The following is an 18,035-nucleotide window of genomic DNA, read 5'->3' as shown; positions in this document are numbered from 1 at the left end:
TTGTGGGGGCGTACGGCGCCCTTCCGCGCGCCCGCATGCCTGAAACTCCCTCCAGCCACCCGGAGAACCCCAGATGATGCGTCACCTCATCTCGGCCGCCGACCTCACCCGCGACGACGCCGTCCTGATCCTCGACACCGCCGAGGAGATGGCCCGGGTCGCGGACCGGCCGATCAAGAAGCTCCCCACCCTGCGCGGCCGTACCGTCGTCAACCTCTTCTTCGAGGACTCGACCCGGACCCGCATCTCGTTCGAGGCGGCCGCCAAGCGGCTGTCCGCCGACGTCATCAACTTCTCCGCCAAGGGCTCCTCCGTCTCCAAGGGCGAGTCGCTCAAGGACACCGCGCTGACCCTGGAGGCGATGGGCGCCGACGCCGTCGTCATCCGGCACGGCGCCTCCGGCGCCCCCTACCGGCTCGCCACCTCCGGCTGGATCGACGGGGCCGTGGTCAACGCCGGGGACGGCACCCACGAGCACCCCACCCAGGCCCTGCTGGACGCCTTCACCATGCGCCGCCGGCTCGTCGGCCCCGACGCCGGGCTCGGCCGCGACCTGGACGGCCGCCGCATCACGATCGTCGGCGACATCCTGCACAGCCGCGTCGCCCGCTCCAACGTCCACCTGCTGACCACGCTCGGCGCGCACGTCACCCTGGTGGCCCCGCCGACCCTCGTGCCCGTGGGCGTCGAACAGTGGCCCTGCGACGTCAGCTACAGCCTCGACGACGTGCTGGCGAAGTCGGATGCGGTGATGATGCTGCGTGTGCAGCGCGAACGGATGAACGCCGCGTACTTCCCGACCGAGCGCGAATACTCCCGCCGCTACGGCCTGGACGGCGAGCGGATGGCGAAGATGCCCGAACACGCCGTCGTCATGCACCCCGGCCCGATGGTCCGCGGCATGGAGATCACCGCCGAGGTCGCCGACTCCGACCGCTGCACGGTCGTCGAGCAGGTCGCCAACGGCGTCTCCATCCGCATGGCCGTGCTCTACCTGCTGCTCGGCGGCTCCGACACCGCGCTGTCCGCCGCCCCCGCCCGTACCGAGGAGAACAAGTAACCATGAGCAAGATCCTTATCCGCGGTGCGCGGATCCTCGGCGGCGAGCCGCAGGACGTTCTGATCGACGGCGAGACCGTCGCCGAGGTGGGCACCGGCCTCGACGCCGCCGACGCCACCGTGATCGAGGCCGAGGGGCAGATCCTGCTGCCCGGCCTGGTCGACCTGCACACCCATCTGCGCGAGCCCGGCCGCGAGGACTCCGAGACCGTCCTCACCGGCACCAAGGCCGCGGCCGTCGGCGGCTTCACCGCCGTGCACGCCATGGCCAACACCTTCCCCGTCGCCGACACCGCCGGCGTCGTCGAGCAGGTCTGGCGGCTCGGCAAGGAGTCCGGCTACTGCGACGTACAGCCCGTCGGCGCCGTCACCGTCGGCCTGGAGGGCAAGCAGCTCGCCGAGCTCGGCGCCATGCACGACTCGGCCGCCGGGGTGAAGGTCTTCTCCGACGACGGCAAGTGCGTCGACGACGCGGTGATCATGCGCCGCGCCCTGGAGTACGTGAAGGCCTTCGACGGCGTCGTCGCCCAGCACGCCCAGGAGCCCCGCCTCACCGAGGGCGCCCAGATGAACGAGGGCATCGTCTCCGCCGAGCTCGGCCTCGGCGGCTGGCCCGCCGTCGCCGAGGAGTCGATCATCGCCCGCGACGTCCTCCTCGCCGCCCACGTCGGCTCCCGCGTCCACATCTGCCACCTCTCCACCGCCGGTTCCGTGGAGATCGTCCGCTGGGCCAAGTCCAAGGGCTGGAACGTCACCGCCGAGGTCACCCCGCACCACCTCCTCCTCACCGACGAGCTGGTCCGCAGCTACAACCCGGTCTACAAGGTGAACCCGCCGCTGCGCACCGAGGCCGACGTGCTGGCCCTGCGCGAGGCGCTCGCCGACGGCACGATCGACTGCGTCGCCACCGACCACGCCCCGCACCCGCACGAGGACAAGGACTGCGAGTGGGCCGCGGCCGCCATGGGCATGGTGGGCCTGGAGACCGCGCTCTCGGTCGTCCAGCAGACGATGGTGGACACCGGCCTGATCGACTGGGCGGGCGTCGCCGACCGCATGTCCTTCCGCCCCGCGGCCATCGGCCGGCTCGAAGGACACGGCCGCCCCGTCTCGGCGGGTGAGCCCGCCAACCTCACTCTGGTCGATCCGGCATACCGTGGAGTCGTGGACCCCGCGGGCTTCGCGTCCCGCAGCCGCAACACCCCCTACGAGGGCCGTGAGCTGCCGGGCCGTGTCACCCACACCTTCCTGCGGGGCCGTGCCACGGTCGTCGACGGGAAGCTCGCGTGACAACTCTGACCCCCCTGTACCACCTGGCCGCCGAGCAGAAGTCGGCGGAAGTGACGGACTGGGCCGCCCGCATCGCCTGGGTGGTCGGCCTGTTCGTCTTCATCGCCCTCGTCTACTGGCTGATGCGCCAGGGCTGGAAGTGGCGCGCCAGCCTCCAGTCGGACCTGCCGGAGCTCCCGGCCACCCCCGAGGGCTTCGCCGACGACGAGACCCTGCTGACCCTCCAGGGGCGCTACCACGCCTCCACCACCGCCGGGCACTGGCTCGACCGGATCGTCGCGCACGGCCTCGGCACCCGCAGCCGTACCGAGCTGACGCTCACCGCCCGCGGCCTGGACGTCGTACGCCCCGGAGCGGCCGACTTCTTCATCCCGGCCGACGCCCTGCGCGAGGCCCGCCTCGACAAGGCGCTCGCGGGCAAGGTCCTCCCCGAGGGCGGCCTGCTGATCGTCACCTGGCAGCACGGGGAGACGATGATCGACTCCGGCTTCCGCTCCGACCGCGCCGCCGAGCACCAGGCCTGGGTCGACGCCGTCAACCAGCTCGCCGGCACCACGGAACTCACCAGCACCACGACGGAAGGCACCGCACGATGACGATCTCCACCCGGGGGGACCACACCCCCGCCGTTCTCGTCCTGGAGGACGGCCGCGCCTTCCGCGGCCGTGCCTACGGGGCCGTGGGGGAGACCTTCGGCGAAGCGGTGTTCTCCACCGGCATGACCGGCTACCAGGAAACGCTGACGGACCCCTCGTACCACCGCCAGGTCGTCGTCATGACGGCCCCGCACGTCGGCAACACCGGCGTCAACGACGAGGACCCCGAGTCCGGCCGCATCTGGGTCTCCGGCTACGTCGTCCGCGACCCCGCCCGCAAGCCCTCCAACTGGCGCTCGCAGCGCTCGCTGGACGAGGAGCTGGTGGCGCAGGGCGTCGTCGGCATCAGCGGCGTCGACACCCGCGCCCTCACCCGCCACCTGCGCGAGCGCGGCGCGATGCGCGTCGGGATCTTCTCCGGCAACGCCATCCCCGACGAGGGCACCCTCCTCGCCAAGGTCCGCCAGGCCCCCGAGATGACCGGCGCCGACCTCTCCACCGAGGTCGCCACCAAGAAGGCCTACGTCGTCCCCGCGATCGGCACGAAGAAGTTCACCGTCGCCGCGATCGACCTCGGCATCAAGGGCATGACCCCGCACCGGATGGCCGAGCGCGGCATCGAGGTCCACGTGCTGCCCGCCACCGCCACCCTGGAGGAGGTGTACGCGGTCAAGCCCGACGGCGTCTTCTTCTCCAACGGCCCCGGCGACCCGTCCACCGCCGACCACCCGGTCGCCCTGATGCGCGGCGTCCTGGAGCGCTCCACCCCGCTCTTCGGCATCTGCTTCGGCAACCAGATCCTCGGCCGCGCGCTCGGCTTCGGCACCTACAAGCTGAAGTACGGCCACCGCGGCATCAACCAGCCGGTGCAGGACCGCACCACCGGCAAGGTCGAGGTCACCGCGCACAACCACGGCTTCGCCGTCGACGCCCCGCTGGACCAGGTCTCCGACACGGAGTTCGGCCGCGCCGAGGTCTCCCACGTCTGCCTGAACGACCAGGTGGTCGAAGGCCTCCAGCTCCTGGACCGGCCCGCCTTCAGCGTCCAGTACCACCCCGAGGCCGCCGCGGGCCCGCACGACGCCGCGTACCTCTTCGACCGCTTCGTTTCCCTGATGGAGGGCCAGCGTGCCTAAGCGCTCCGATATCCAGTCCGTCCTGGTCATCGGCTCCGGCCCGATCGTCATCGGCCAGGCCGCCGAGTTCGACTACTCCGGCACCCAGGCCTGCCGCGTCCTCAAGGCCGAGGGCCTGCGCGTCATCCTGGTGAACTCCAACCCGGCGACGATCATGACCGACCCGGAGATCGCCGACGCCACCTACGTCGAGCCGATCACCCCCGAGTTCGTCGAGAAGATCATCGCCAAGGAGCGCCCCGACGCGCTCCTGCCCACCCTCGGCGGCCAGACCGCGCTGAACACCGCGATCTCCATGCACGAGAACGGTGTCCTGGAGAAGTACGGCGTCGAGCTCATCGGCGCCAACGTCGAGGCGATCAACAAGGGCGAGGACCGCGACCTCTTCAAGGGCGTCGTGGAGGCCGTCAAGGAGAAGATCGGCTACGGCGAGTCCGCCCGCTCCGTCATCTGCCACACCATGGACGACGTCATCTCCGGCGTCGACACCCTCGGCGGCTACCCCGTCGTCGTCCGCCCCTCCTTCACCATGGGCGGCGCCGGCTCCGGCTTCGCCCACGACGAGGAGGAGCTGCGCCGCATCGCCGGACAGGGCCTCACGCTCTCCCCGACCACCGAGGTGCTCCTGGAGGAGTCCATCCTCGGCTGGAAGGAGTACGAGCTGGAGCTGATGCGCGACAAGAACGACAACGTCGTGGTCGTCTGCTCCATCGAGAACTTCGACCCGATGGGCGTCCACACCGGCGACTCGATCACCGTCGCCCCGGCCATGACGCTCACCGACCGCGAGTACCAGCGGCTGCGCGACATCGGCATCGCGATCATCCGCGAGGTCGGCGTCGACACCGGCGGCTGCAACATCCAGTTCGCCATCGACCCCACCGACGGCCGGGTCATCGTCATCGAGATGAACCCGCGCGTCTCCCGCTCCTCGGCGCTCGCCTCCAAGGCCACCGGCTTCCCGATCGCCAAGATCGCCGCCAAGCTGGCCGTCGGCTACACCCTGGACGAGATCCCCAACGACATCACCGAGAAGACGCCGGCCTCCTTCGAGCCGACCCTCGACTACGTCGTCGTCAAGGCCCCGCGCTTCGCCTTCGAGAAGTTCCCCTCCGCCGACTCCACCCTCACCACCACCATGAAGTCGGTGGGCGAGGCCATGGCGATCGGCCGGAACTTCACCGAGGCCCTCCAGAAGGCCCTGCGCTCGCTGGAGAAGAAGGGCTCGCAGTTCGCCTTCACCGGCGAGCCCGGCGACAAGGCCGAGCTGCTCGCGGAGGCGGTCCGCCCGACCGACGGCCGGATCAACACCGTCATGCAGGCGATCCGCGCCGGAGCCACCCAGGAAGAGGTCTTCGACGCCACGAAGATCGACCCCTGGTTCGTCGACCAGCTCTTCCTGATCAAGGAGATCGCCGACGAACTGGCCACCGCCGAGCGCCTGGACGCCGAGCTGATCGCCGACGCCAAGCGGCACGGCTTCTCCGACGCCCAGATCGGCGAGATCCGCGGACTGCGCGAGGACGTCGTCCGCGAGGTCCGGCACGCGCTCGGCATCCGCCCGGTCTACAAGACCGTTGACACGTGTGCGGCCGAGTTCGCGGCGAGGACGCCGTACTTCTACTCCTCCTACGACGAGGAGAGCGAGGTCGCGACCCGCACCAAGCCGGCCGTGATCATCCTCGGCTCGGGCCCCAACCGCATCGGCCAGGGCATCGAGTTCGACTACTCCTGTGTGCACGCCTCCTTCGCCCTGAGCGACGCGGGCTACGAGACCGTCATGGTCAACTGCAACCCGGAGACCGTCTCCACCGACTACGACACCTCCGACCGGCTCTACTTCGAGCCGCTCACCCTGGAGGACGTCCTGGAGATCGTGCACGCCGAATCGCTGGCGGGCCCGATCGCCGGTGTCATCGTGCAGCTCGGCGGCCAGACCCCGCTCGGTCTCTCGCAGGCGCTCAAGGACAACGGCGTGCCCGTCGTCGGCACCTCCCCGGAGGCCATCCACGCCGCCGAGGACCGGGGCGCCTTCGGCCGGGTCCTGGCCGAGGCCGGACTGCCCGCGCCCAAGCACGGCACCGCCACCACCTTCGGCGAGGCCAAGGCCATTGCCGACGAGATCGGCTACCCCGTCCTCGTACGGCCGTCCTACGTCCTCGGCGGGCGCGGCATGGAGATCGTGTACGACGAGACGCGTCTCGCCTCGTACATCTCCGAGTCCACCGAGATCAGCCCCACCCGGCCGGTCCTGGTCGACCGCTTCCTCGACGACGCCATCGAGATCGACGTGGACGCCCTCTACGACGGCACCGAGCTGTACCTCGGCGGCGTCATGGAGCACATCGAGGAGGCCGGCATCCACTCCGGCGACTCGGCCTGCGCCCTGCCCCCGATCACCCTCGGCGGCTTCGACATCAAGCGGCTGCGCGCCTCCACCGAGGGCATCGCCAAGGGCGTCGGCGTCCGCGGACTGATCAACATCCAGTTCGCGCTCTCCGGCGACATCCTCTACGTCCTCGAAGCCAACCCGCGCGCCTCCCGCACGGTCCCCTTCACCTCGAAGGCGACCGCCGTCCCGCTCGCCAAGGCCGCCGCCCGCATCTCGCTGGGCGCGACCATCGCCGAGCTGCGCGCGGAGGGCCTGCTGCCGGCGACCGGCGACGGCGGCACCCTGCCGCTGGACGCGCCGATCTCCGTCAAGGAGGCCGTGATGCCGTGGTCGCGCTTCCGCGACATCCACGGCCGCGGTGTCGACACGGTCCTCGGCCCGGAGATGCGCTCCACCGGCGAGGTCATGGGCATCGACTCGGTCTTCGGCACGGCGTACGCCAAGTCGCAGGCCGGCGCCTACGGACCGCTGCCCACCAAGGGCCGCGCGTTCATCTCGGTCGCCAACCGGGACAAGCGCTCGATGATCTTCCCGGCCCGCGAGCTGGTCGCCCACGGCTTCGAGCTGATGGCCACCTCCGGCACCGCCGAGGTCCTCAAGCGCAACGGCATCAACGCCACCATCGTGCGCAAGCAGTCCGAGGGCCCCGGCCCCAACGGCGAGAAGACCATCGTCCAGCTCATCCACGACGGCGAGGTCGACCTCATCGTCAACACGCCGTACGGCACCGGCGGCCGGCTCGACGGTTACGAGATCCGCACCGCGGCCGTCTCCCGCTCCGTGCCGTGCCTGACCACGGTCCAGGCGCTCGCCGCCGCCGTCCAGGGCATCGACGCGCTCAACCACGGCGACGTGGGCGTCCGTTCCCTCCAGGAACACGCCGAGCATCTGACAGCGGCCCGCGACTAAGGGGGCACCCGGCGGATCATGGCCGGGTCCGCGACGCCTGGCACGGCACCTCGCGGCGTTGCCGAAACGCCCGAATCGCTCCGCGATGAGGACGCTCCGGCGCCTTGCGATGCACCGCACCATGCGCCGCGGCCTGTCCGGCCCTGATCCGCCGGGCACCCCCGGCAGCCCAGCAGGGGGACACCGGAAACGGTGTCCCCCTCTCTGTGAGGACATCTCTTCATGTACAAGCTCTTCTTCCGGCTGGTCTTCAAGCGGATGGACCCCGAGCAGGCCCACTACGCCGCCTTCCGCTGGATCCGCCTCGCCGCCCGGACCCCCGTGCTGCGCACCTTCGTCGCCGCCGCCCTCGCCCCCCGCCACAAGGAGCTGCGCACCGAGGCCCTCGGCCTGCGGATGCACGGCCCCTTCGGGCTCGCCGCCGGCTTCGACAAGAACGCCGTCGCGATCGACGGCATGGCGATGCTCGGCTTCGACCACATCGAGATCGGCACCGTCACCGGCGAACCGCAGCCCGGCAACCCCAAGAAGCGCCTCTTCCGGCTCGTCGCCGACCGTGCGCTGATCAACCGCATGGGCTTCAACAACGAGGGCTCCGCCGCCGTCGCCGCCCGGCTGGCCGCCCGTAACCCGGTCTTCCGCACCACGGTCGGCGTCAACATCGGCAAGACCAAGGTCGTGCCCGAGGCCGAGGCCGCCGCCGACTACGTGAAGTCCACCGAGGCGCTGGCCGCCCACGCCGACTACCTGGTCGTCAACGTCTCCTCGCCCAACACCCCCGGCCTGCGCAACCTCCAGGCCACCGAGTCGCTGCGGCCGCTGCTCACCGCCGTACGCGAGGCCGCCGACCGCACCGTCACCACCCGGCGCGTCCCGCTGCTCGTCAAGATCGCCCCGGACCTCGCGGACGAGGACGTCGACGCCGTCGCCGACCTCGCCGTGGAGCTGGGCCTGGACGGCATCATCGCCACCAACACCACCATCGCCCGCGAGAGCCTGGGCCTGAAGTCCGCCCCCGAGCTGGTGGGGGAGACCGGCGGACTCTCCGGCGCGCCCCTCAAGGAGCGCTCGCTGGAGGTCCTGAGCCGCCTGTACGCCCGCGTGGGGGACCGGATCACCCTGGTGGGCGTCGGGGGCGTCGAGACCGCCGAGGACGCCTGGCAGCGCATCCTCGCCGGAGCCACCCTCGTCCAGGGCTACAGCGCCTTCATCTACGAGGGCCCCTGCTACGCCCGCGCGATCCACCAGGGCCTCGCCGCCCGGCTCGCCGCCTCCCCGTACGCCACCCTCGCCGAAGCCGTCGGCGCCGAGACCCGGAAGAAGGCCGCCCTGTGACCACCGAACCCTTCGGCGCCCGCCTGCGCCACGCCATGGACACCCGCGGGCCGCTCTGCGTCGGCATCGACCCGCACGCATCGCTGCTCACCTCCTGGGGCCTGAACGACGACATCGCCGGCCTGGAGCGCTTCACCCGGACCGTCGTGGAGGCGCTGGCCGACCGGGTCGCCGTCCTCAAGCCGCAGTCCGCGTTCTTCGAGCGCTTCGGATCGCGCGGCGTCGCCGTCCTGGAGAAGGCCGTCGAGGAGGCGCGGGCGGCCGGCGCGCTCGTCCTGATGGACGCCAAGCGCGGCGACATCGGCTCCACCATGGGCGCCTACGCGGCGACCTACCTGGACAGGGACTCGCCGCTCTTCTCGGACGCGGTCACCGTCTCCCCGTACCTGGGCTTCGGCTCGCTGCGCCCGGCACTGGACGCCGCCGCCGTCTCCGGCGCGGGCGTCTTCGTCCTCGCCCTCACCTCCAACCCGGAGGGCGCCGAGGTCCAGCGGGCCACGGCCGCCGACGGCCGCTCGCTCGCCCAGCTGATGCTCGACCACATGGCGGCGGAGAACGAGGGAGCGGCTCCGCTCGGCTCGGTCGGCGCGGTGGTCGGCGCGACGCTCGGCGACGCGGGGGTGAACCTGGCGATCAACGGACCGCTGCTCGCGCCCGGCATCGGCGCCCAGGGCGCGACCCCCGCGGATCTGCCGACGGTGTTCGGCGACGCGGTGGGCAATGTGGTGCCCAGCGTGAGCCGGGGCGTGCTGCGCCACGGCCCGGACGTGTCCGGGCTGCGCGAAGCGGCCGAGCGGTTCGCGGACGAGGTCCGTCGTGCCGTATCCGGCAGCTGACCCTGACACGTTTACAGCGTGTTGACGAATTACTGACGGGAAACCTGGTCGATATGTCGGGAAAATCCTGGTCGGCCACAGCTGACCAGGACTTTTCGTCTGTTCTCGCTGACTACAGCGGCCCTTGGCGCTAGTCTCCGTCGAAGAGCGGCCGAGCACAGTGTGTTCGTCGCTCACCTGGTGGGGTGGCGTCCAGCTTCCCCGCCGGTCCGTATCCGACAGATCGACATCCGAGGTGACGTAGGCGTGGCTCTTCCGCCCCTTACCCCTGAACAGCGCGCAGCCGCGCTCGAAAAGGCCGCCGCGGCTCGCCGGGAGCGGGCCGAGGTCAAGAATCGACTCAAGCACTCCGGCGCCTCCCTCCACGAGGTCATCAAGCAGGGCCAGGAGAACGACGTCATCGGGAAGATGAAGGTCTCCGCACTGCTGGAATCCCTGCCGGGCGTCGGCAAGGTCCGCGCCAAGCAGATCATGGAGCGTCTCGGCATCTCCGAGAGCCGCCGGGTCAGGGGTCTTGGCTCCAATCAGATCGCATCCCTGGAGCGTGAGTTCGGCGGCAGCCCCGCCTGACGTTCTCAGGCACTCCTGAGAACCTGGATAATCGCCCCATGGCTGCAACATCCCGGGGGACGTCCCCCGTACCCCCGGACGTACGTCCGCGGCTGACCGTGCTCTCCGGCCCTTCGGGCGTCGGCAAGAGCACGGTCGTCGCTCATATGCGCACCGTGCACCCCGAGGTCTGGCTCTCCGTGTCGGCGACGACACGCAAGCCGCGCCCCGGGGAGCGCAACGGTGTCCACTACTTCTTCGTGGACGACGAGGAGTTCGACAAGCTCATCGCCAACGGTGAGCTGCTGGAGTGGGCCGAGTTCGCGGGCAACCGCTACGGCACACCTCGTCGCGCCGTGCTGGACCGCCTGGAGGCGGGCGAGCCGGTCCTGCTGGAGATCGACCTCCAGGGCGCCCGGCTGGTCCGCCAGTCGATGTCCGACGCCCGCCTGGTCTTCCTGGCTCCGCCGAGCTGGGAGGAGCTGGTGCGCCGGCTCACCGGCCGGGGCACCGAGGCGCCCGAGGTCATCGAGCGCCGGCTCGCCGCCGCGAAGGTCGAACTGGCCGCCGAGGCCGAGTTCGATACGACGCTCGTCAACACCTCCGTCGAGGACGTGGCACGCGAGCTGCTAACGTTGATGCTTCAGGCCTAGATCTCCGAGATCGTCCAGATCTCCCGGATCTTTGATCTACACCCCCTTCGGAAGGCAGAGAGTGTCCTCTTCCATCACCACGCCCGAGGGCATCATCAACCCGCCGATTGATGAGCTCCTCGAGGCCACCGACTCGAAGTACAGCCTGGTGATCTACGCGGCCAAGCGCGCCCGCCAGATCAACGCGTACTACTCGCAGCTCGGCGAGGGTCTCCTCGAGTACGTCGGTCCGCTCGTCGACACCCACGTGCACGAGAAGCCGCTGTCGATCGCGCTCCGCGAGATCAACGCGGGCCTGCTGACCTCCGAGGCCATCGAGGGCCCCGCGCAGTAATTCAGCAGCACCACGGCACCTTCACTCCAGGCCCGGCGGCCCGTCCGCCGGGCCTGAGGTGTGTCCGGGGCCGGGTGAACGCGCTCTCCACGCGGTGAGGCAGCATGGGACGCATACGTTGCCGTGACGTTGCCGAGTGCGGGGAGACGCAGTGGACAAGCCGAAGGTGGTCCTGGGGGTCAGCGGGGGCATCGCCGCCTATAAGGCGTGCGAGCTGTTGCGCCGGCTGACCGAGTCCGGCCATGACGTACGGGTCGTCCCGACCGCCGCCTCGCTGCACTTCGTGGGGGCCGCCACCTGGTCGGCGCTCTCCGGCCACCCGGTCTCCGACGAGGTCTGGCAGGACGTCCACGAGGTCCCGCACGTGCGGATCGGGCAGGGCGCCGACCTCGTCGTGGTCGCCCCGGCCACCGCGGACATGCTGGCCAAGGCCGCCCACGGGCTCGCCGACGACCTGCTCACCAACACGCTCCTGACCGCCCGCTGTCCGGTGGTCTTCGCCCCCGCCATGCACACCGAGATGTGGGAGCACCCGGCCACCCAGGAGAACGTCGCCACCCTGCGCCGCCGGGGCGCCGTGGTCATCGAGCCCGCCGTCGGGCGGCTCACCGGTGTCGACACCGGCAAGGGCCGGCTGCCCGACCCGGGCGAGATCTTCGAGGTCTGCCGCCGGGTGCTGGCGCGCGGGGTCACCGGGAGCGACCTCGCGGGCCGCCATGTGGTGATCAGCGCGGGCGGCACCCGTGAGCCGCTCGACCCGGTGCGCTTCCTGGGCAACCGCTCCTCCGGCAAGCAGGGCTACGCGCTGGCGCGTACCGCGGTGGCCCGGGGGGCCCGGGTCACCCTGATCGAGGCCAACACCGGGCTGCCCGACCCGGCCGGGGCCGACGTCCTGCGGGTCGGCACGGCCGTCCAGCTGCGCGAGGCCGTGCTGAAGGCCGCCTCCGACGCGGACGTCGTGGTGATGGCGGCCGCGGTGGCCGACTTCCGCCCTGCCGAATACGCCACCGGCAAGATCAAGAAGAAGGACGGCGAGGAGGCCCCCGCGGTCACCCTGGTCAGTAACCCCGACATCCTCGCCGAGGTCTCCGCCGAGCGGGCCCGGCCCGGTCAGATCGTCGTCGGATTCGCCGCCGAGACCGACGACGTGCTGGCCAACGGCCGGGCGAAGCTCCGCCGCAAGGGCTGCGACCTCCTCGTCGTCAACGAGGTGGGGGAGCGCAAGACCTTCGGCTCGGAGGAGAACGAAGCGGTCGTCCTCGCCGCCGACGGCCAGGAGACCCCGGTGCCGTACGGACCGAAGGAAGCGCTTGCCGACACGGTCTGGGATCTGGTTTCAGGAAGGTTCCAGCCGATTTCATAATCAACCCTCCGGGCGAGCAAAATCGTCCCATAAGGCCCAAAATGGCGGCCGGGAAGGGTGGATTGTCCTACTGGTGACCCACGTGGCGCACGTCACGAACCTCCCAAAGGGCGAGACACCTGGCCCGGCCGCCGGATGCGACCGATAAACTGGCCGTCGGTACGAGCCGAGCGCAGCTCTCGAGCCGTGCCACCCATGATCAGCCAGCAGCCGCTGCAACCCCAGGGAGCGATGTGTCCCGCCGTCTCTTCACCTCGGAATCTGTCACCGAGGGTCACCCCGACAAGATCGCTGACCAGATCAGCGACACGATTCTCGACGCGCTCCTGCGTGAGGACCCCTCCTCGCGCGTCGCCGTCGAGACCTTGATCACCACCGGTCTGGTGCATGTCGCGGGCGAGGTCACCACCAAGGCCTACGCCGACATCCCCAACCTCGTGCGCAACAAGGTTCTGGAGATCGGTTACGACTCCTCCAAAAAGGGCTTCGACGGTGCTTCCTGTGGCGTCTCGGTGTCGATCGGCGCGCAGTCGCCGGACATCGCGCAGGGCGTCGACACCGCGTACGAGAAGCGGGTCGAGGGCGATGAGGACGAGCTCGACAAGCAGGGCGCGGGCGACCAGGGCCTGATGTTCGGCTATGCCTGCGACGAGACCCCGGAGCTGATGCCGCTCCCGATCCACGTCGCCCACCGCCTCTCCCGGCGGCTCTCCGAGGTGCGCAAGAACGGGACGATCCCCTACCTGCGCCCGGACGGCAAGACGCAGGTCACCATCGAGTACGACGGTGACAAGGCGGTCCGGCTGGACACGGTGGTCGTCTCCTCGCAGCACGCGAGCGACATCGACCTGGACTCGCTGCTCGCGCCGGACATCCGTGAGTTCGTCGTCGAGCACGTCCTCGCGCAGCTCGTCGAGGACGGCATCAAGCTGGACACCGAGGGCTACCGCCTGCTGGTGAACCCGACCGGCCGCTTCGAGATCGGCGGCCCGATGGGCGACGCGGGCCTCACCGGCCGCAAGATCATCATCGACACGTACGGCGGGATGGCCCGCCACGGTGGCGGTGCGTTCTCGGGCAAGGACCCGTCCAAGGTCGACCGCTCGGCGGCGTACGCGATGCGCTGGGTCGCCAAGAACGTGGTGGCCGCCGGTCTCGCCGCGCGCTGCGAGGTCCAGGTCGCGTACGCGATCGGCAAGGCCGAGCCGGTCGGTCTCTTCGTGGAGACCTTCGGCACCGCCGCGGTCGACACGGAGAAGATCGAGAACGCGATCGGCGAGGTCTTCGACCTGCGTCCGGCCGCGATCATCCGTGACCTCGACCTACTGCGTCCGATCTACGCCCAGACCGCCGCGTACGGCCACTTCGGCCGTGAGCTGCCGGACTTCACCTGGGAGCGCACGGACCGCGTGGACGCACTCCGCGCCGCCGCCGGCCTCTAGGTCCGCGGCCGACCCGTCCGCGTACGACAGCGGAGCGGGCGACATCGAGTACGACGGCGGGGCCCGGACACCGAACGCGGTGGCCGGGCCCCGCTGCCGTGCCCCCGCCGCTGTCAGTGGTCTCTGGTAGGAATTCAGCTGTGAGCAGCGAGAACGAGCAGTCCGCCGAGCCCGGTGCCGGGGCTCCGGAGCAGCTTGCGCTGATCCGGGAGACCGTGCGCCGGGCGAAGGTGCCGCGCGCCAAGCCGCGGACCTGGCGCGGCGCGCCCCTCGCCGGGGAACTGCCCGTCGCCCGCGTCCTCGTCAACAAGGGCGTCCTCCACCTCGACCAGTACTTCGACTACGCGGTCCCCGAGGAGCTGGACGCCGACGCCCGGCCCGGCGTCCGGGTGCGGGTCCGCTTCGGAGCCGGCGGGCGCAACGTCCAGGGCGGGCGGCGCGAGGGCGGCGGCCTCATCGACGGTTTCATCGTCGAGCGCCGCGCCGACTCCGACTATCAGGGAGCGCTGGCCGCCATCGCCTCGGTGGTCTCCCCGGAGCCGGTCCTCGGACCCGAGCTGCTCGCCCTCTGCCGTGCCGTCGCCGACCGGTACGCGGGCAGCCTCGCCGACGTCCTCCAGCTCGCCGTGCCACCGCGCAACGCCCGCGCCGAGTCCAAGCCCTCCCCGGACCCGCTGCCCCCGCCACCGCCCCCCGAGCCGGGCAGCTGGGAGCGGTACGGCCAGGGCCCGGCCTTCCTGCGCGCACTGGCCGAGGGCGGTGCGCCGCGCGCCGTGTGGAGCGCCCTGCCCGGCCCGCACTGGCCCGCCGAGATCGCCGGGGCCGTCGCGGCGACGCTCTCCTCCGGGCGCGGCGCACTCGTCGTCGTCCCGGACGGGCGGGCCGCCGGACGGGTCGACGCGGCCCTGACCGAGGCGCTCGGCGCGGGCCGGCACGCCCTGCTGACCGCCGAATCCGGCCCCGAGAAGCGCTACCGCCAGTGGCTCGCCGTGCGCCGGGGTTCGGTCCGGGCGGTCGTCGGGACCCGGGCCGCCATGTTCGCCCCCGTCCAGGACCTCGGGCTGGTCGTCATCTGGGACGACGGGGACTCCAGCCACAGCGACGACAACGCCCCCTTCCCGCACGTCCGCGAGGTCCTGGAGCTACGGGCGGCACAGGGCCGGTGCGGCTTTCTGCTCGGCGGCACCAGCTGCACGGTCGAGGCCGCCCAGCTCGTGGAGAGCGGCTGGGCGCTGCCGCTCCTCGCGGACCGCGAGCGACTGCGCCGGGCCGCGCCCCTCATCCGTACGGTCGGCGACGGCGAGCTGGCCCGGGACGGCGCCGCCCGGTCCGCCCGGCTGCCCAGCCTGGCCTGGGGGACCGTGCGCGACGGCCTGCGCAACGGCCCGGTGCTGGTCCAGGTGCCCCGGCGGGGTTACGCCCCCCGCCTCGCCTGCGAACGCTGCCGCACGCCCGCCCGCTGCCGGCACTGCGCGGGCCCTCTCCAGGCCCCGGACCAGCAGGATCTGAACTGCGCCTGGTGCGGGCGGGCCGAGCGGTCCTGGCACTGCGCCCAGTGCGGCGCCAACCGGCTGCGCGCCCAGATCGTCGGTGCCCGACGCACGGCGGAGGAGCTGGGCCGGGCCTTCCCCGCCGTGCCGGTCCGCACCTCGGGGCGCGATCACATCCTGGACGCGGTGCCGGACGCCCCGGCCCTGGTCGTCTCCACGCCGGGCGCGGAGCCCGTCGCCGAGGGCGGCTATGCGGCGGCCCTGCTGCTGGACGGCTGGGCCATGCTCGGCCGCCCCGATCTGCGGGCGGGCGAGGAGGCGCTGCGGCGGTGGACGGCGGCGTCGGCGCTGGTGCGGGGGCAGGACGAGGGCGGCACGGTGGTGATCGTGGCCGAGCCGACGGAGCGTGCGGTGCAGGCGCTGGTCCGCTGGGACCCGGCGGGATTCGCCCGGCGGGAGCTGGCGGAGCGGGCCGAGCTGGGCTTCCCGCCGGTCTCCCGGATGGCCTCGGTGACCGGCCCGGCCGAGGCCCTGGCCGTCTTCCTCCGGACCGCCGGGCTGCCGCCGGAGGCCGAGATCCTGGGCCCGGTGCCGGTCCCGTCGGCCGGACCCGGCCGACCCCGCCGACCCGGGGACGCCCCGCCGGGCGAGACCTGGGAGCGGGCCCTGGTCCGGGTGGTCCCGGGGCGCGGCGCGGCGTTGGCCCGCGCCCTGAAGTCGGCGCTCGCGGCCCGTACGGCCAAGGGCGCCACCGACCCGATACGCATCAGGATCGACCCGCCGGACATCGGCTGAGACCAGGGGAAGCCCCCGGCCTCTGGGCCCGGACAGCGGACTGCCCCGCCGTGCGACCGGCACGGTGGGGCAGAGGGGCGGCGTACGGTCAGCCGTTGCGGGGGCCGGGGAAGGCGCCGGGGCGCAGTTCCTCGCGGGCCGGCTGCTGGGCCGCCGACGGCTGCGGCGGCATGGAGCGGGCCGCCGGGACGGAGGGCACCGGGGAGCCGGACCCTCCGGCGGAGGACCCGGTCAGACCGGGGCCGACGGAGACGGGGCGCGGCACGGCCGTCGTCTCGCCCGCCGTCTCGGCCGCGGGCTGCGGCGTGGCCCGGCGGGTCCCGTAACGGCGGTGCACGGCCTGCTTGGTGACGCCGAGGGCGGAGCCCACCGCGTCCCAGGAGAAGCCCAGCGAGCGGTCGAAGTCCACCGCGGCCGTGACCAGGGTCTCGACGCTGTCCCGCAGTTCCTGGGCGAGGCGGACGGTGGGGGCCGGGGCCCTGCCGTAGACGACGAAGCCCGCGGAGGGGCCGGAGCGGCGCGGACGGTAGACGTTGCCCAGCTGGGCGGTGAGGGTGCGCAGCGCGTCCACCTGCCGCCGGACCCGCTCGATGTCCCGCACCAGAAGATGCAGACTGGCCCGCGCTTGGGCGTCGTGGGTTGCGTGGTCGGCCATGAAGAAGCCTCTCGAACCGGCGTTGAAAGGGATCGGGCCGCATCGGGGCGGCCCGCTTCGGTCAATCTCCTTTGACCAACGCCCGAGCCGGGTATGTGGTCACGCTATCGGGGCGTATGTGCATATGCACGGGGCGTGCGCGGCGCGCGTACGCCCCCTGGTAGCCGCCCCCGCACCAGGGTGCGGCCGGGCCGTGCCGGCCGGGGCACCCCTAGACTGGTGTGCTGCTCGTCACCGTACGTCTTGGCCCGAGAGGCAGTCAGCCACCATGAAGCTCGTCTTCGCCGGCACCCCCGAAGTCGCCGTCCCCGCCCTGGACGCCCTGATCGCCTCCGAGCGCCATGAGGTGGCCGCCGTGGTGACCCGTCCCGACGCCCCGGCCGGGCGGGGCCGCCGACTCGTCGCGAGCCCGGTGGCCGAGCGGGCGGAGGAGGCCGGGATCGAGGTGCTCAAGCCGGCCAAGCCCCGGGACGAGGAGTTCCTCGCCCGGCTGCGCGAGATCGCCCCCGACTGCTGCCCGGTCGTCGCCTACGGCGCCCTGCTGCCCAAGGTCGCCCTCGACGTGCCCGCCCGGGGCTGGGTCAACCTGCACTTCTCGCTGCTGCCCGCCTGGCGGGGCGCGGCGCCGGTGCAGCACTCGGTGATGGCGGGCGACGAGGTGACGGGCGCTTCGACCTTCCTGATCGAGGAGGGCCTGGACTCCGGGCCGGTCTACGGCGTCCTCACCGAGGAGATCCGCCCCACCGACACCAGCGGCGATCTGCTCACCCGGCTCGCCTTCGCCGGCGCCGGGCTGCTGGCGGCCACCATGGACGGTATCGAGGACGGCACGCTGCACGCCGTGCCCCAGCCGCACGACGGGGTCACCCTGGCCCCGAAGATCACCGTCGAGGACGCGCAGATCCAGTGGTCCGCTCCGGCGCTGCGCGTCGACCGCGTCGTACGCGGCTGCACCCCGGCCCCCGGCGCCTGGACCCTGTTCCGCGGCGAGCGGCTCAAGCTGATCCAGGCCACGCCGGTCCTGGACCGCACCGACCTGGCCCCCGGCGAGCTGTCGGCCGCCAAGAACAACGTGTACGTGGGCACCGGATCGCACGCGGTCGAGCTGCTCTGGGTCCAGCCGCAGGGCAAGAAGCCGATGAAGGCCGCCGACTGGGCGCGCGGCGTCCGCATCGCCCACGGCGAGCTGCTGGGCCTGTAG

Annotated in this window: 15 protein-coding genes; 14 read left to right on the top strand and 1 reads right to left on the bottom strand. The window is 71.9% G+C overall.

The window, feature by feature from the left end:
- Positions 1-73 precede the first annotated feature (73 nt).
- The 13 genes from ACSMXR_RS04475 (at position 74) to ACSMXR_RS04415 (ending at position 16,179) form a co-directional block, all read left to right on the top strand.
- Positions 74-1,060: an aspartate carbamoyltransferase catalytic subunit gene (locus tag ACSMXR_RS04475; protein ID WP_030085981.1), complete on the top strand. Its 987-nt coding sequence runs from the start codon at positions 74-76 to the stop codon at positions 1,058-1,060.
- Between the two features lie 2 nt (positions 1,061-1,062).
- Positions 1,063-2,349 carry a dihydroorotase gene (locus ACSMXR_RS04470; protein ID WP_473171282.1) on the top strand — a complete coding sequence of 429 codons (1,287 nt, stop codon included), beginning with the start codon at positions 1,063-1,065 and terminating at the stop codon, positions 2,347-2,349.
- Positions 2,346-2,945, top strand: coding sequence for a PH-like domain-containing protein (locus ACSMXR_RS04465; protein WP_137232312.1), 600 nt, complete (start codon positions 2,346-2,348; stop codon positions 2,943-2,945). Before ACSMXR_RS04470 ends, ACSMXR_RS04465 begins: the two co-directional genes overlap by 4 nt.
- Complete coding sequence (carA, locus tag ACSMXR_RS04460) at positions 2,942-4,081, top strand: glutamine-hydrolyzing carbamoyl-phosphate synthase small subunit (RefSeq protein ID WP_473171281.1); 1,140 nt, start codon at positions 2,942-2,944, stop codon at positions 4,079-4,081. Before ACSMXR_RS04465 ends, carA begins: the two co-directional genes overlap by 4 nt.
- Positions 4,074-7,382 (top strand): carbamoyl-phosphate synthase large subunit, encoded by a 3,309-nt coding sequence (carB, locus tag ACSMXR_RS04455; protein WP_473171280.1) that lies wholly within the window; start codon positions 4,074-4,076, stop codon positions 7,380-7,382. Before carA ends, carB begins: the two co-directional genes overlap by 8 nt.
- Before the next feature lie 222 nt (positions 7,383-7,604).
- On the top strand, positions 7,605-8,717 hold the full coding sequence (locus ACSMXR_RS04450) for a quinone-dependent dihydroorotate dehydrogenase (protein ID WP_137232315.1): 1,113 nt from the start codon (positions 7,605-7,607) through the stop codon (positions 8,715-8,717).
- Positions 8,714-9,553 carry an orotidine-5'-phosphate decarboxylase gene (gene pyrF / locus ACSMXR_RS04445; RefSeq protein WP_473171279.1) on the top strand — a complete coding sequence of 280 codons (840 nt, stop codon included), beginning with the start codon at positions 8,714-8,716 and terminating at the stop codon, positions 9,551-9,553. The genes ACSMXR_RS04450 and pyrF overlap by 4 nt, the downstream gene beginning before the upstream one ends.
- Before the next feature lie 246 nt (positions 9,554-9,799).
- The gene (locus ACSMXR_RS04440) at positions 9,800-10,123 is read left to right on the top strand and encodes an integration host factor (RefSeq protein ID WP_003970367.1); all 324 of its coding nucleotides are present in this window, start codon (positions 9,800-9,802) and stop codon (positions 10,121-10,123) included.
- Between the two features lie 38 nt (positions 10,124-10,161).
- Positions 10,162-10,755: a guanylate kinase gene (gene gmk / locus ACSMXR_RS04435; RefSeq protein WP_103508894.1), complete on the top strand. Its 594-nt coding sequence runs from the start codon at positions 10,162-10,164 to the stop codon at positions 10,753-10,755.
- A 61-nt stretch (positions 10,756-10,816) separates the two neighbouring features.
- Positions 10,817-11,089: a DNA-directed RNA polymerase subunit omega gene (gene rpoZ, locus ACSMXR_RS04430; RefSeq protein ID WP_003970369.1), complete on the top strand. Its 273-nt coding sequence runs from the start codon at positions 10,817-10,819 to the stop codon at positions 11,087-11,089.
- A gap of 151 nt (positions 11,090-11,240) precedes the next feature.
- A complete protein-coding gene (coaBC, locus tag ACSMXR_RS04425; protein ID WP_473171278.1) occupies positions 11,241-12,452 on the top strand; it encodes a bifunctional phosphopantothenoylcysteine decarboxylase/phosphopantothenate--cysteine ligase CoaBC in 1,212 nt (403 codons plus the stop codon).
- Positions 12,453-12,685: 233 nt separating this feature from the next.
- Positions 12,686-13,894: a methionine adenosyltransferase gene (gene metK, locus ACSMXR_RS04420; RefSeq protein ID WP_047175686.1), complete on the top strand. Its 1,209-nt coding sequence runs from the start codon at positions 12,686-12,688 to the stop codon at positions 13,892-13,894.
- A gap of 140 nt (positions 13,895-14,034) precedes the next feature.
- Entirely contained in the window at positions 14,035-16,179 is a 2,145-nt protein-coding gene (locus tag ACSMXR_RS04415) for a primosomal protein N' (RefSeq protein ID WP_364888105.1), read from the top strand.
- Positions 16,180-16,267: 88 nt separating this feature from the next.
- Here the strand turns inward: ACSMXR_RS04415 and ACSMXR_RS04410 are convergent, their stop codons facing one another.
- Complete coding sequence (locus tag ACSMXR_RS04410) at positions 16,268-16,834, bottom strand: hypothetical protein (RefSeq protein WP_137232319.1); 567 nt, start codon at positions 16,832-16,834, stop codon at positions 16,268-16,270.
- Between the two features lie 268 nt (positions 16,835-17,102).
- Between ACSMXR_RS04410 and fmt the strand changes: the two genes are divergently transcribed.
- A complete protein-coding gene (fmt, locus tag ACSMXR_RS04405) occupies positions 17,103-18,035 on the top strand; it encodes a methionyl-tRNA formyltransferase (protein ID WP_218526774.1) in 933 nt (310 codons plus the stop codon).

Source organism: Streptomyces sp. DSM 106670 (assembly GCF_055792845.1).
Note: the sequence above shows the minus strand (reverse complement) of the source record. Positions and strands in the feature narration are given on the sequence as shown.